This is a genomic window from Gilliamella sp. wkB7 (assembly GCF_001693435.1).
In the GTDB taxonomy this organism is placed as follows: Bacteria; Pseudomonadota; Gammaproteobacteria; order Enterobacterales; family Orbaceae; genus Gilliamella; species Gilliamella apicola_N.
On record NZ_CM004509.1, the window covers coordinates 1907447 to 1921631 of the forward strand.

The 14185-nt window shown below is 32.6% G+C and carries 14 protein-coding genes; 5 read left to right on the forward strand and 9 right to left on the reverse strand.

Annotated elements, in window-relative coordinates; all coding sequences use genetic code 11:
- Positions 1 to 5 precede the first annotated feature (5 nt).
- The 5 genes from dnaN to A9G17_RS08440 form a co-directional block, all read right to left on the reverse strand.
- Positions 6 to 1109: a DNA polymerase III subunit beta gene (gene dnaN / locus A9G17_RS08420; RefSeq protein WP_039125981.1), complete on the reverse strand. Its 1104-nt coding sequence runs from the start codon at positions 1107 to 1109 to the stop codon at positions 6 to 8.
- A gap of 16 nt (positions 1110 to 1125) precedes the next feature.
- Positions 1126 to 2484: a chromosomal replication initiator protein DnaA gene (gene dnaA, locus A9G17_RS08425; protein ID WP_065738318.1), complete on the reverse strand. Its 1359-nt coding sequence runs from the start codon at positions 2482 to 2484 to the stop codon at positions 1126 to 1128.
- A gap of 156 nt (positions 2485 to 2640) precedes the next feature.
- A complete protein-coding gene (gene ompA / locus A9G17_RS08430) occupies positions 2641 to 3747 on the reverse strand; it encodes a porin OmpA (protein WP_065738319.1) in 1107 nt (368 codons plus the stop codon).
- Between the two features lie 191 nt (positions 3748 to 3938).
- Entirely contained in the window at positions 3939 to 4847 is a 909-nt protein-coding gene (locus tag A9G17_RS08435) for a recombination-associated protein RdgC (RefSeq protein WP_065738320.1), read from the reverse strand.
- Between the two features lie 126 nt (positions 4848 to 4973).
- Entirely contained in the window at positions 4974 to 5723 is a 750-nt protein-coding gene (locus A9G17_RS08440; protein WP_065738321.1) for a MipA/OmpV family protein, read from the reverse strand.
- A 166-nt stretch (positions 5724 to 5889) separates the two neighbouring features.
- On the opposite strand from A9G17_RS08440, the gene A9G17_RS08445 reads away from it, so the two are divergent.
- The 3 genes from A9G17_RS08445 (at position 5890) to A9G17_RS08455 (ending at position 9452) form a co-directional block, all read left to right on the forward strand.
- Positions 5890 to 7299, forward strand: coding sequence for an aspartate aminotransferase family protein (locus A9G17_RS08445; RefSeq protein WP_086307851.1), 1410 nt, complete (start codon positions 5890 to 5892; stop codon positions 7297 to 7299).
- 234 nt (positions 7300 to 7533) lie between these two features.
- On the forward strand, positions 7534 to 8583 hold the full coding sequence (locus A9G17_RS08450; RefSeq protein ID WP_065738322.1) for a GNAT family N-acetyltransferase: 1050 nt from the start codon (positions 7534 to 7536) through the stop codon (positions 8581 to 8583).
- Positions 8580 to 9452 carry an arginase family protein gene (locus A9G17_RS08455; protein WP_065738323.1) on the forward strand — a complete coding sequence of 291 codons (873 nt, stop codon included), beginning with the start codon at positions 8580 to 8582 and terminating at the stop codon, positions 9450 to 9452. The genes A9G17_RS08450 and A9G17_RS08455 overlap by 4 nt, the downstream gene beginning before the upstream one ends.
- Positions 9453 to 9531: 79 nt before the next feature.
- Here the strand turns inward: A9G17_RS08455 and A9G17_RS08460 are convergent, their stop codons facing one another.
- The 4 genes from A9G17_RS08460 to A9G17_RS08475 are packed head-to-tail and all read right to left on the reverse strand — an operon-like array spanning position 9532 to position 11867.
- Positions 9532 to 9933 carry a DMT family transporter gene (locus A9G17_RS08460; protein WP_065738324.1) on the reverse strand — a complete coding sequence of 134 codons (402 nt, stop codon included), beginning with the start codon at positions 9931 to 9933 and terminating at the stop codon, positions 9532 to 9534.
- A 1-nt stretch (position 9934) separates the two neighbouring features.
- A complete protein-coding gene (locus A9G17_RS08465; RefSeq protein ID WP_065738325.1) occupies positions 9935 to 10291 on the reverse strand; it encodes an EamA family transporter in 357 nt (118 codons plus the stop codon).
- On the reverse strand, positions 10291 to 11124 hold the full coding sequence (locus tag A9G17_RS08470) for an alpha/beta hydrolase (RefSeq protein ID WP_218059715.1): 834 nt from the start codon (positions 11122 to 11124) through the stop codon (positions 10291 to 10293). Before A9G17_RS08470 ends, A9G17_RS08465 begins: the two co-directional genes overlap by 1 nt.
- A gap of 2 nt (positions 11125 to 11126) precedes the next feature.
- Positions 11127 to 11867, reverse strand: a complete 741-nt coding sequence (locus A9G17_RS08475; protein WP_065738326.1) for an MtnX-like HAD-IB family phosphatase — start codon at positions 11865 to 11867, stop codon at positions 11127 to 11129.
- A 158-nt stretch (positions 11868 to 12025) separates the two neighbouring features.
- On the opposite strand from A9G17_RS08475, the gene A9G17_RS08480 reads away from it, so the two are divergent.
- Both A9G17_RS08480 and A9G17_RS08485 read left to right on the forward strand, forming a co-directional pair.
- Positions 12026 to 12754, forward strand: coding sequence for a winged helix-turn-helix domain-containing protein (locus A9G17_RS08480; protein WP_065738327.1), 729 nt, complete (start codon positions 12026 to 12028; stop codon positions 12752 to 12754).
- A complete protein-coding gene (locus A9G17_RS08485) occupies positions 12751 to 14094 on the forward strand; it encodes an ATP-binding protein (protein WP_065738328.1) in 1344 nt (447 codons plus the stop codon). Before A9G17_RS08480 ends, A9G17_RS08485 begins: the two co-directional genes overlap by 4 nt.
- The last annotated feature ends 91 nt before the right edge of the window (positions 14095 to 14185 follow it).

Genomic DNA, 14185 nt, shown 5'->3' on the forward strand with positions numbered 1-14185 from the left:
TTTGATTATAAACGCATTGGCATAACAACATAAATGGCTGATTGATCATTAATATCTTCGATCTGAACACTTGATGTTGCATCAGTTAATAAAAGCTGTACGCTATCGCATTTTAATGTGTTTAATATATCTAATAAATAGGTTACATTAAAGCCAATTTCAAGTTCTGCTGATTTATATTTTACATCAATTAATTCTTCAGCTTCTTCTTGTTCTGGATTATTTGCTGTGATTTTTATTTGATTGTTATGTACATACAATCTTATTCCGCGGAATTTTTCATTAGATAAAATTGCTACCCGAGATAGGGCATTTCTTAATTCATCACATGATACTTCTAGAGGTTTATCCGGATTACGAGGTAGTACTCGTTTATAGTCTGGAAATCTTCCATCAATCAATTTTGATGTAAAAGTGAAATCACCAAGATTAACACGTAAATTATTATTTCCAATTTGTATATTAATCGGTTCCTCATTATCACCAACAAGTTTTGCAAGTTCAATTACACCTTTTCTTGGAAGAATTACGGAACAAGCAGCAGAAATATTTTGCCCAATAGGTTGAGCACAAAATGCTAAGCGGTGACCATCAGTCGCAACTGATTTTAATAAACCATCCTCAATTTCAAATAACATACCATTTAAATAATATCTTACATCTTGATTAGCCATTGAGAATTGAACTGCATCAATAAGTCGTTTTATGGTTTTTTGTGGGACGGAAAGATCAATGTCACTTTGCCAATTTTCAAGATTAGGAAAATCACTAGCAGGTAATGTCGTTAAAGAAAATTTACTTCGACCAGATTGAATGATTAATCGATTATCGTCAACCGTTATTGAAATTTGAGCATTACTAGGCAAATTACGACAAATATCGAGAAATTTTTTCGCGGGAACCGTTGTTGCACCTGGCTCATTTGCCTCGATCAAAGGTAAATGAGAAATCATCTCAATTTCTAGATCTGTACTTGTCATTGATAAAACATTATCACTTACTTGTAATAATAAATTACCTAAAATTGGTAATGTCGGACGACTGCTGAGTGGTGCGCTAACAAGTTGCAATGGTTTGATAAGTTTTTCGCGATCAATAATAAATTTCATAATGTTGATTCTTTTTTTAGGTTGATAATGTTCGAATTAAATTAGAATAATCTTCTTTAATATCATTGTTTTCTTCTTTTAATTCTGCGATTTTACGGCATGCATGTAATACTGTTGTATGATCTCTCCCTCCAAATCCATCACCAATTTCAGGAAGACTTTTGTTTGTTAACTCTTTCGCTAACGCCATTGCAACTTGACGAGGTCTTGCAACGGATCGTGAACGACGTTTTGATAACAAATCAGATACTTTGATCTTATAATATTCAGCAACTGTTTTTTGTATATTTTCAATAGTTACAAGTTTTTCTTGCAAAGCAAGTAAATCTTTTAGAGCATCTTTTACAAAATCAATAGTAATAGATTTACCAGTAAAATTAGCATTAGCAATAACGCGATTAAGCGCGCCTTCTAATTCACGTACATTGGAACGTAGACGTTTAGCAATAAAAAAAGCAACCTCTTCTAATAGCTTAATATTATTTTCTTCAGCTTTCTTCATTAAAATTGCCACACGTGTTTCAAGTTCTGGTGGCTCTATTGCTATTGTTAATCCCCAGCCAAAACGTGATTTTAAGCGATCTTCCACGCCATTTATCTCTTTTGGATAACGATCTGAGGTTAATATTATTTGTTGGTTACCTTCTAGAAGTGAATTAAAAGTATGAAAAAACTCTTCTTGTGAACGTTCTTTATTAGCAAAAAATTGTATGTCATCAATAAGCAATGCATCAACAGAACGATAATAGTTTTTAAACTCTTCAATCGCATTATTTTGCAAGGCTTTTACCATATCTTGTACAAAACGTTCTGAATGCATATAAACAACTTTTGCATTATCTTTTTCTTCAATTATTTGATTACCAACAGCATGCAATAAATGGGTTTTACCCAACCCAGTTGAGCCATATAAAAACAATGGGTTATAAGCTTTTCCTGGATTCTGTGCAACTTGTTTGGCAGCAGCAACTGCAAGTTGATTAGACTTACCTTCAACAAAGCTATTAAATGTGTGTTTATGATTAATACCAGAATGATAAGCGTGATTATTATTACTTTCTTTAGTCATTTTCCAAGCAGGAACCAGTTCTGCTTTTGGTTGTTCATTTTTGACTTTTTTATCCGTTGAAATAGTTGAACCAACTTCAAGATGTAATTTCAAAGAATCATTATTAAAATGCTTATTTAGTAATTGAGATATTGTTGTTAAATATTTATTTCTGACCCAATCTAAAACAAATCTATTAGGAGCATAAATATAAAGTTTATTATCAACCATTTCCGCTTGCAATGGTCGAATCCATAAATTAAATTCAGTTGTCGGAAGCTCTTCTTGTAATTGAGAAAGACAATCTTGCCAAATAGCGGTAGGCACAGCAACTCCTTTAATTTAAATTACTAACAATGCTTTTATAATTATAATCTTTTTTGTGGATTATTTATAGATAGAAGCGACTATATAATTTAATGACTAAGAATTATATAGATAAAAAAACCCGGTTTAACCGGGTTTTTTCAGTAGAACTAATAATTAATGTGTTGTATCAATAACTTTAACTTCTTGAATGTTACGTGCTTTAACTTCAATTTCAACACGACGATCTGGTGCTAAACATGCTTTTAAGTTAGCGCCGTGAAGACCATTACATTTAGTACCTGTAACTGGTTGTGTTTTACCTACACCACGTGCACTGATTAAATCAGCTGGAACACCTTTTTCTACTAGGTATTTCATTACTGAATGTGCACGTTGTTCAGAAAGTTTTTGATTATAGTTATCTGAACCGATACGGTCTGTATGACCAATTACAACGATAGCACTTTGAGTTGGGTTAATTTTAACAAGAGATGTTAATAAGTTGTCTAATGCTTGACGACCTTCAGCTTTTAAATCTGACTTCGCATAAGCAAATAATACATCTTCATTTAATACATAACGGTTTTCTTGTGTTTTGACTTCAACTTCTGGTGGTGGTGTTACAGTTGGTGAACCTAAACGGTAAGTAATACCTAAAGTTAACAAACCTGCGTCTGGTGATGCATTAGTTTTAGTATGAATATGTTGAACATATTGATATTCTAAACGAGTAGAGAAGTCTTCATCAAAGCGATAGTCAAGACCTAATGCATAAACAGGAGATAAATCAGTTTTTGTACCACCGTGTCCGTATCTATCTTTAACCAAACCGCTATTTTTCCATTTAGCAATAGTTACCATTCCACCAGCACGACCATAAATATCAAGGTCATCAGAGATGAATGATATTGGATAGCTTAATTTACCAGTTAAAGAAACACCTTGTGCAGACACTTTGCTATGACCTAGATCACGGTGTGTTCCTTGATCATTGTAACTCTTTTTATATTTAGCAGAACCTAACCAGTCATAGCCCAATTCAAATGCTAAATAAGGATTTGCTTGGAAACCAAGAAAAGCACCGCCGCCAATATTGCTACGATCAGAAGTGCTAACACCAACGTTTGAGTTTTCACGGATTTTATTTGCATCTAATCTGTAGAGTTCAGACCAACCTAATTTAGCACCTGTATAAAAAGTGTTATCTTCATATGCTGCATTAGCTGCAGTAGCTGTTAAGCTTGCAACTGCGATTGCTAGAGCTAGAGTTGTTTTTTTCATTTTTTTGCCTCAACTTTAATGTTGTTATAGACGATGTTTAGTTTCCTTTTGTTTAAATTTCACTTTAAATAAAAGAATAATTACTTATTGTTGTATTAATTATGTTACACATAATCTTAATTGATTATAGCATATATTATATGCAAATCTACATCTAATGACATTGTGTTCAAAAAATTTAAACAATGCTATCAAAATATTTTGTTAATCACTGTAGAAAAATCATTAATTGTATTCGATAATACTTTTGACATAATAAAAAAATCAGCTTCAAGCCGTTTATCAAATTCATCTGAGCTTATATCTTCGTTTTCATCAAGTATAATTGAATCAAATTTAATTCGTTTAAATGTTAGATCAGAATTAACAATAAAGTTAACACCTCTTTCATCGACAATTTTCATTTTAGTAATCCATTTACCAGAATCAAAATGAATGCGCATTTCATCGCTTGTGATTTCTTGATTTTTACAGCTAATAATTCCGTTGCCTTCAAGTGGATCTTTCAGTTCTGCTTGGTCACCTAATATAAAAGGAGAGAAATTGAGCTTTTCTTTAACCCATGTTGTCATAATCTGTTCAAGCGGTTTATCAATTGATAATGGAGTTAATGCTAATGCACCAAGTTCTTTACGTAAAATCGCTAGAATATCTTCAGTTTGCTTAAAACTACTACAATCAACTACAATGCGTTTGTTTTCTGTATCAATCCAAAGCCAATAATAGTTATATTTACTAAAAGCCCTTGGCATTAAGTCAATCATAACTTCATCTTTTAAGCTAGCTTTCTCATTTTTTGTAAGTTTCCTACTCAAAGCTTGCTCTTGTTTATCAATTTTTTCTAATAAAGTTTGTTTAATGACGGGCGCTGGTAATATTTTGGTTTCTTTTTTTATACGTAATAATAAATGTCCTTGCATATCGACAATAAAATCACTTTGATTATTATCGTTATAAGGTGAAACCCAACCCATTTTTGTTGTGTCTAAGTTGCCACATGGTGTAAATAGGTGAGATTTAATTGCTTTTTCAATAGTATCTTTGTTGAATAAACTGTCATTATTCAATTGGTAAATAATGGCATTTTTAAACCAGAGCATGTATTTATCGTTCCTAAAGTGTGTTTATGGTTGTTATTTTACCATGTTTAGTTTTTATTAACTGCTTATAAACTGTAAAACAGTTATTGTTTTATTATTGATCTGAAATTTAGCCTCTTTCTAAAATTAGAATTTATAAGATATACCCATATAAATAGATGTTACTGTACTATTATCAACCATTGGACTGTCTGCAGCATCACCAGTTAATTTATCAATATGTAAACTACCAAATGTAGAAATATTATCAGTTAATAAATATTGCATTCCTATTTCAGCGTAAGGGGTGAATGAACAGTCAGCATTAAAGTAATGTAATTTTGAACGTGACGATTCTTTATGAGGAATACCATAATAATAATCGTTATGTTTGCTGTTTGCCCAGTTTATACCTATAGTTGGAACAATTACTAAGTTACCTTGCATATAAGGAATACTATAATCAGCATTGGCTAATAAACTATTACTTTCATTTAATATATCAGCCCCTATACTACTTGAAAAACTTCCAAAGTTGGTATCTATAGAGTATTCAATTTCTGCCAATAAGGTTGAGTGACGGCTATCAAGAAGTTTTAATTGATGATTATTGGAATCATGCGGTTTAAATTCATTAGATAAGTAACTTACTCCAATAGATAGACTTTGGTTATTTGTATTATAAACATAAATACCCGCTGATAAATCATCGATAAAAAATAGACCATTATCATAATCAATATGTGGAATAGGATAAAATTTTGAACTATAACTTTTATATGGAGAATTTACCCAACCAATACCTAATCCGATAGATGTTGGGTTGGCGAATACTGTAGGTATAGTTGGTAAAGTGATTAATAGTAAAATAGAAATTGCACAAAGTGTTTTTTTCATCTTTTTTATATCTATGAAAGTAATAATGCTATTATCTAATTAAGCATTATTCATCTGAGTTTATGGTCACACAATCAATACATTAATTGTACATTGTAACAAATGAATTTCCTTAATAATAATGCCACATTTTATCATGTTTGAATATCGAATAGTGAGAGAAGTTATGAGTAAACCAAATTTAGAAATGATTAATAGCCGCCCTGATGATGCAACATTATTGGCGGATGAAGCAAAATATTGTTCTTTCGGTGACACAGTTCATTATGTTGAACCACCAAAAATTTTTGACGGTTGTGAAGGTAGTTATATGTATGACAAAGAGGGTAAAGCCTTCCTTGACTTACAAATGTGGTATTCTGCATGTAATTTTGGTTATGCCAATGAGCGTTTAAATAATGCCCTTAAAAAACAAATTGATACCTTACCTCAATGTGCAAGCCAATACTTACATCCAACTAAAATTGAACTCGCTAAAACGATTGCTCAAGGTATGGAAAAACGCTTTGGTTATGAAGGTCGGGTTCATTTTAATGTTGGTGGTTCACAATGTATTGAAGACTCATTAAAATTGGTGCGTAATGCTTCAGGTGGTAAATCATTAATGTTTGCTTTCCAAGGTGGATATCATGGTCGTACATTGGGCGCATCTTCAATCACATCAAGCTACCGTTACCGTCGTCGTTATGGTCATTTTGGTGATCGTGCGATGTTTGTACCATTTCCATATCCTTTCCGTCGTCCAAAAGGAATGACCGCAGAAGAATATGGTGAACATTTAGTTGCTGAATTTGCACGCTTATTCGAAACCGAATACCACGGTGTTTGGGATCCAAAAGTTGGGCAAGCTGAATATGCAGCATTTTATGCTGAACCTTTACAAGCAACGGGTGGTTATATTGTTCCTCCACGTAATTACTTTAAAGGTCTTAAAAAAGTTTTAGATCAATATGGTATTTTATTAGTGGTTGATGAGATCCAAATGGGCTTCTATCGTACGGGTAAACTATGGTCAATAGAGCATTTTGACGTTAAACCTGATGTAGTAGTATTTGCAAAAGCATTAACCAATGGTCTTAATCCGTTAGGTGGAATATGGGCACGTGAAGAATTAATTAATCCTCAAGTCTTCCCTGTGGGCTCAACTCACTCTACTTTTGCTTCAAATCCTCTTGGTACAGCTGTTGGTCTTGAAGTGTTAAAAATGACCTCTGAAACAGATTATGAAAAGATGGTTATGGACAGTGGTGCTTATTTCCTTGAAGGTTTAAAAACTTTAGAGAAAAAACACAAAGAAATTGGTGAAGTGGATGGTTTAGGTTTAGCGCTTCGAGCAGAAATTTGTACTGAAGATGGCTTTACACCAAATAAAGCATTAGTTGATAAGATGGTTGATATCGGTATGTCAGGTGATCTTGATTGGAAAGGAACCAAAATGGGTCTAGTGCTTGATATTGGTGGTTACTACAAAAATGTTATTACTTTTGCTCCATCATTACATATTTCTCGTCAAGAAATCGATCAAGGTATTGAATTACTCGATCAATTAATCACACGAGCAAAGAAAGAACTTTAGTCGTTTAGCCCCATACTTCCTACCAACTTTTGTTGGTAGGTTGCGTTTTATAACCAAAATGTTATTACTTTTGCTCAATCATTATATATTCTCGTCAAGAAATCGAGCAAGCTATCGAATTACTCGGGCCATTAATCACACGAGCAAAGAAAAATTTTTTAATAGTTTAATTCTAATCTTCCTGCCAACTTTTGTTGGCAGGTTGCGTTTTATAGCCAATCATTTGTTAAATTTATGAAATACATCAATCAATTAGAAAATAATGAATTAATAGACAATTTTTTAAGTTATCCACCACAGGATTTTTCAGTTTGGTTAAGTGATCATGGTGTGCCTATTTTTTCTGGCAAGTTTGATTTACTTACAACTGCGGATAAGGATTTTAAATATAAAATCCAAAAACTTCCTTTTTATAAAAAATGGCAACGCTGTTTACAGCCAAAAACCTGTTTTGTTGGGACGACTGTTTCGGAATATGCATTATTAACAGATAAGATCGATGCTAATCAATTAGCTAAACATCTTAAAAAAGCTTATGCCAAACAATATTCTTTTATGGTTGTTAAAGATCTTCCTTTAGCATCTCCGTTATTAAGTGAACAAGATAATCACTATTCAAGGCAGCTTATAGCAGCGTTAAAAGAACAAGGTTATATTGAAATGGAAGGACAAGCATTAGCTTGGGTACCTATTGATTTTATCGATATGAACGAATTTTTTTCACGCTTTTCATATAGTCGCCGAAAAAATTTTAGAAGGAAATTAAAATCACGCGAAAAATTAGACATTAATCTGTTACATAGTGGGGATGAATGTTTTTTTAATCAAACTGTTCAAGACGAATATTATCAACTCTATCTTAATGTTTATCAGCAAAGTGAAGTACATTTTGATTTATTAACTAAATCTTTTTTTATCCAATTGTTGCAAAGCAAAGAAGCTAAAGCCTATATTTTCACTTACCATAGTAATGGTGAATTTATTGGTTATAATATCTGTTTTAAAGTAAATAATATGCTGGTTGATAAATACATTGGCATGGTTTATCCACAAGCACGCGAACTAAATCTTTACTTTGTAAGCTGGTTTGTCAATCTTGAATATGCTTTGCAACAAGGATTTAATTATTATATTGCAGGTTGGACGGATCCTGAAGTAAAAGCATCATTGGGTGCCAAATTCACTTTTACTAAACATTTGGTACATATTCGTAATCCATTATTACGTGTAATAATACGTAAATTTATCGGTTACTTTGAAAGCGATAAGGAGAAAGTAGCATGACCTGTCCTATTATACTCAATTTCGATAAAAGTGTAGGTAAAATAAATAATGCTAGAATAATCGATGTAACTGAGTGGCAGGATGCCATTCGCTTTGGCTGTACTGAGAAAAAATTCTTCCAATTTGAACATGTGTTACAACAATCTCTACCTGATAAATATGGAACGGTATTGATGGGAAGTGGTGACTTTCATCATGTTTCATTATTATTGATTGAACGTTTAGCTAAAGAATATTCGTCTAGCAATCCTATTCAAGTTGTCGTTTTTGATAATCATCCAGATAATATGCGTTATTTATTTGGTATACATTGTGGTTCTTGGATTAGTTATGTGGCAAGTTTACCTTTTGTTAGCCATGTACATGTATTAGGTATTTCATCTCACGATATTAGTCTTTCTCATTTTTGGGAAAATAGATGGTTGCCGTTATTCCATAAAAAATTGACTTATTGGAGTTTAGATGTCAATGTTGCTTGGGCAAAAAAAATTGGCTTAAGTCATGCTTTTCGCCATTTTGCAACTCCAGATGATCTCATTGCTAGCTTCCTTTCAGAACAATATCATAGTGCACAACCTGTTTATTTATCAATTGATAAAGATGTATTAAGTGAGGAAGTTGTACATACCAATTGGGATCAAGGTAGACTACAAACATATCATATCCTTGATACTATCACATCAATCAAACCACGGCTTATTGGAAGTGATATTACAGGCGAACTTTCTATATGGAGATCGTCAAATTGGTTTAAACGTTTTCTTAGTTCACTAGATAAACAACCGGCAATATCATCTGATGATCTTTCCAATTGGCAACGTGAGCAACATCAGCTTAATTTGACGTTATTAAAAGCTCTTTCAGGATAAGCTATTGTAAAAAAGTTTCAGGAAATGTAGGTGTCCGAGTAAAAACTCAGACCCACTTTTCCAATGATTTAAACAAAATCTAAGAATCATGATTAGAAGAAGTCTGTTTAGATAATTTGCTTTCCGCTAATGCTAAAAACAAAATACCTGAAACAATTAAAATTGTACCAATCAATTTAAATAACGTAATAGGTTCATGAAATAACCAGATTGATGCAACCATTACTGTCACTACTTCAAAGTGAGATGCAGCAAATGCTGGACCGACTGGTGCCTTTTTTAATAGCGTCATCCAAGTAAAAAAAGTAAAAATATATCCTGCAATTGAGATATAAATCCAATGGTTAGTAAAAACACGTACTAACCAATCAATACTCATTTCTAGCGGTTGTGCATGGATTGCTGTTAATTTAAAGCTGCATTGTGCAATAGTATCAAAAAAAAGTAATACTGAAAAACCAATAATATAGAATCTTGCCATATTAAGATATTCCTACAGAAATTACGCCAGCTGTAATTAATAGCATGCCAATTAAACGATAAAAGGTAAGCTGCTCTTTGAAAATAATGCGTCCAACAAGCATAATAGTAATAATATTAAATGAGGCTAGCAATATACCCTGTGAAAGGGGAACTAAGGTTAAAAATGCTAACCATAATAAAAACTCGACAACATAAGATATAATGCCAATCCAAATCCAATGATTTTTTGCCAAATCCAACCAATAATACCAACCGTCACGATTACTTGGTGAGATGGCCGCAAATTTAAAAGCGATTTGTCCTAAAGTATCAAAACAGATGTTACTAACCCAAAGTATGATTACTAACGGTGACATTATACCTTTATCCCTTCTGCTATATTATTGAAGTATGTAATGCATTCTTTAATTACTTCTCGTCGTTGCCTATCAACTGTTATCAAATGATAACTATCATTTAAGATCACTAGTTTTTTAGGACCAGAAACGTGTTTTTCAACTAGTTTGGCATTAGTTTCAATATTGGCAACATCATCATTACCTGAATGCATAATTAAACACGGTGAAACAATTTTAGGCAGTTGCGCTTTCACATTCTTGGCAAGTAGTTGCATTTCGGCTAGTGCTGGGAATGGGTTTCCGGCAAGTCCTGCTGAAGCGGCATCTCCACTTAACATTTTTTGAGATATGACGGCTCGAATTCGTTTATCCTTAATTCCGTAGGGTGGTTTTTCAATAAAAGAAACTTTTTGGAAAATTCCTATTTTTTTATAAAAGACTAAAAAACAGAAGGTTTTTTTTGCCCACAGAGGTATACTCCAGCCATCATAACAAAAAGTTGGTGCTAAAACGCCAACACCCTTAATCTGTTCTGGTCTGTCAGAAGCTAGTTTAAGTGCTAATAGTGCGCCCATTGATAATCCAGCAACAAAAACATTATCCACGTGTTGAGCTAAGTAATCAGCACCGTCTTGTACGCTTTGGTACCAATCTTGCCAAGATGTTTTACAAAGATCTGCTTCGGTACCACAATGACCAGCTAGTTGAATCGCATAAACTGTAAATCCAGCTTTATGTAAACCATTAGCTAAGATTCGCATTTCATTAGGTGTACCAGTTAAACCATGAATTAGTAGTACACCATTTTTATTACCAGGTAAAAAATAAGATAAATCTTGCATATTACTCATTATTATTCCTTTATTATTCTATTGTCATAATGGGAATTAAAAGAATGTTGTGCTTGCTCTAACGCTTTGGTTACATCAGTAAAACTATTGATAGCACAGTGCGCAATCTTATTTTTTTTACAGTAGTTAACAAGCTTGTCTTTGGCAAAAACAAAATCAACATGATGTGATACACAGTAGTCTGAGGTTCCATCTCCTACATAAAGTATTTTTGGAAAAAATTGCTGTTGTTTAACATGATTGCATTTGCAGTTACCACTTTGTTTAATACAATCCTTATTGGCATAAGGAAATTCAAGTCGCCAACTACGAGCATTATCATGAAGCAACCTATTGGCAAAAATGGGTAAATGCTCAATACCATGATGCTTTAATATAAACTGAATTGAGTAATCTAACCCATCACTGACTACATGAACAGGAATATTATTTTGTACAGTATAATCAAGAAACGATTTAAACATTGGATCAATTTCAATTTTGGAGAGAACTTGATTGACTTCCTCTAAACTCGCATCCATTAAAGCAATTTGTTTACTCATGCATTCTTGAGAACCAATTTTACCATTAACCCACAATTCTTCAAGCTCATCACAACCATCTTGACCGAAATAACTCAGTAAAGTATCGGTTACATCTTTAACGCTGATAGTTCCATCAAAATCACATAAAACAATAGGGGTCTGATGCTGAGTATAAGATGGATAAAAAAGACTGTCAGCAATTGGTGAAAAAGTATTCATTTTAAAATAAAAATAGTCTTATCATAGATAGTGGCGCAGATTCTCTCATAAAGTAGTTTTAAATTTTGTAGACTCTTTGTATATATTTTGTAACGATGGCGAAATTATCTGTATAATAAAATTTCACTAGGTATAAGCTATAATAATGAGAACATATAATGAGTGAACATATATTAATCATTGAAGATGACTCAAGATTAGCCAATCTCATACAAGTATATCTTGTTCGACAAGGGTATATCGTTGATTGGCATGATACTGGGGAAGGGGCAGAGGAAAAAATTCATCAACTCAATCCAGATCTGGTTATATTAGATGTCATGTTGCCACAAAAATCAGGTTTTGATATTTGTCGTGATATACGTGGGTGGTTCACCAACTATATTTTGATCATGACAGCCAGTGAAGATAACATTGATGAAATTGTAGGACTTGAACTTGGTGCTGATGATTATTTGGCAAAACCAGTTGAACCAAGGTTGTTGCTTGCTCGAATACGCGCCTTGTTACGCCGAAAACAGATAGAAAATGAAAAAGATAGTGTCAAAGATTTGATTGTACCTTTAAATAATAAAACCCTTATTTTTGATAATTTAGTGATAGATGGTGAAAATAGGAAAGTTGTATTAAAAGAACAAGAGATAGATTTAACTACAGCTGAATTTGATCTTTTATGGTTGTTGGCCAATAATGCCGGAAACATACTATCTAGAGATGATATTTTTTCACAAGTTCGTGGTATTGATTTTGATGGTAGCGATCGTTCAATTGATTCCCGTATATCGAGACTTCGCCGTAAATTGCTTGATGATCCTGATAATCCATCACGAATTAAAACAGTTCGAGGGAAAGGTTATTTATTTATGCGTGAGGGCGAAAGTCATTGAGTCAATTATTAGCGAAACCATTATTTTTCAATCGACGAATGGTATTTTATCTGGTTATTTTACTCTTTTTGCAATGTATTATTGCTTATAGTGCTTTATTGGTTTTTGATTCTTTACCTTCCTCGTTAACCGATATGCCAGATGATCATGTTGTATTTCGTGAGTCACAACGTGGTACTGTAAACTTAATTCGTATAAAAATTAACGAAAATAAAAATCGCCCTTTGCAAGAAGTTGTTGACGAGTTACAACCTTATTTTAGCTACCCAATAAAAATTTTACCGATCAATACAACTTTACCGCATTCAGTTTTTAAAGAATTAAAAAATCTTGGTTTTTCTTATGATAGTGATAAAGAAGTTATCTACATTGATTTAAATGATGGTAATTTATTACAGTTAGGTCCTATCATAATGCGCGATATTTTACAGTCTAACACTATGTCATTAACTGTTTTTATAATCATTTGGGCGCTATTTAGTGCAATCATCTTTTTTATTCTAATTTATTTCGCTTTTAGTGCAGTTTGGAAAGATTTAGTAAACATAAGACAAACTGCAGAGCAGCTTGGACAGGGCAATTTGAAAGCCAGAACTGAAAACGTCAAAGGTTGGTTATTTAAACCACTAGCAGATGTACTTAATAATATGGGAACACATATAGAACATTTAGTTAGTACTAATCAAACTATTTCTCATGCCATGGCGCATGAATTGCGTACTCCGCTTGCCCGTATGCGATTTGCGCTTGGTATGCTTGAAGAATCTAATGATAAACAAGAAAAATTACTTTTACAAAAAGGGATGAGTGATGATATTAACGAACTAGAAACCTTAATTAATGCCAGCTTAAATTACTTTAAAATGCAACAAAGTAATATTGAGTTAAACTTAACTCAAGTTTCATTAAAACAATGGGGTGAAAAAGTTTGTCAGTCTTTAGAACTATTTAAACCAAAAGGATTTAAGTTAGTGTGCAATAGTCAAGATGTTTTAGCTATAATTGATACAAGTTTAGCAGAAACAATTGTTAAAAATTTACTTCTTAATGCATTTAAATATGCAACGCATAAAGCAGTATTAAATATTAAAAAACGAAAAAATGGCGTGGTAATTGAAATTGATGATGATGGTCCAGGAATTCCTTTTGAATCGCGTGAAAAGATTTTTATGCCCTTTGCTAGACTTGATACCAGTCGAACACTTTCATCTGGTGGTTATGGTCTTGGTTTAGCTTATGTTAAATTAATGGCAGAATTTCATGATGGTAATGCTTTTGTTGTTACCAGTCCTCTGGGAGGAGCAAGATTTGTGGTTTCATTAAAGTCTATCTATTTTTAATTATTTTTTATAATTAATGCGTTATTATTAAAAATAATCATAATTGTGAAGTTCCTGTAATATATTTTAGGGAGCTATCATAAGATAATAT

Excerpts from the sequence above, each read along its gene's own strand:
- A9G17_RS08440 (WP_065738321.1), bottom strand. The coding sequence starts at position 5,723 with ATGAAAAAAACACTTTGTGCAATTTCTATTTTACTATTAATCACTTTA.
- dnaN (WP_039125981.1), bottom strand. The coding sequence starts at position 1,109 with ATGAAATTTATTATTGATCGCGAAAAACTTATCAAACCATTGCAACTT.
- ompA (WP_065738319.1), bottom strand. The coding sequence starts at position 3,747 with ATGAAAAAAACAACTCTAGCTCTAGCAATCGCAGTTGCAAGCTTAACA.
- A9G17_RS08435 (WP_065738320.1), bottom strand. The coding sequence starts at position 4,847 with ATGCTCTGGTTTAAAAATGCCATTATTTACCAATTGAATAATGACAGT.
- A9G17_RS08465 (WP_065738325.1), bottom strand. The coding sequence starts at position 10,291 with ATGTCACCGTTAGTAATCATACTTTGGGTTAGTAACATCTGTTTTGAT.
- A9G17_RS08480 (WP_065738327.1), top strand. The coding sequence starts at position 12,026 with ATGAGTGAACATATATTAATCATTGAAGATGACTCAAGATTAGCCAAT.
- A9G17_RS08450 (WP_065738322.1), top strand. The coding sequence starts at position 7,534 with ATGAAATACATCAATCAATTAGAAAATAATGAATTAATAGACAATTTT.
- A9G17_RS08470 (WP_218059715.1), bottom strand. The coding sequence starts at position 11,124 with ATGAGTAATATGCAAGATTTATCTTATTTTTTACCTGGTAATAAAAAT.
- A9G17_RS08460 (WP_065738324.1), bottom strand. The coding sequence starts at position 9,933 with ATGGCAAGATTCTATATTATTGGTTTTTCAGTATTACTTTTTTTTGAT.
- A9G17_RS08455 (WP_065738323.1), top strand. The coding sequence starts at position 8,580 with ATGACCTGTCCTATTATACTCAATTTCGATAAAAGTGTAGGTAAAATA.
- A9G17_RS08445 (WP_086307851.1), top strand. The coding sequence starts at position 5,890 with ATGAGTAAACCAAATTTAGAAATGATTAATAGCCGCCCTGATGATGCA.
- A9G17_RS08475 (WP_065738326.1), bottom strand. The coding sequence starts at position 11,867 with ATGAATACTTTTTCACCAATTGCTGACAGTCTTTTTTATCCATCTTAT.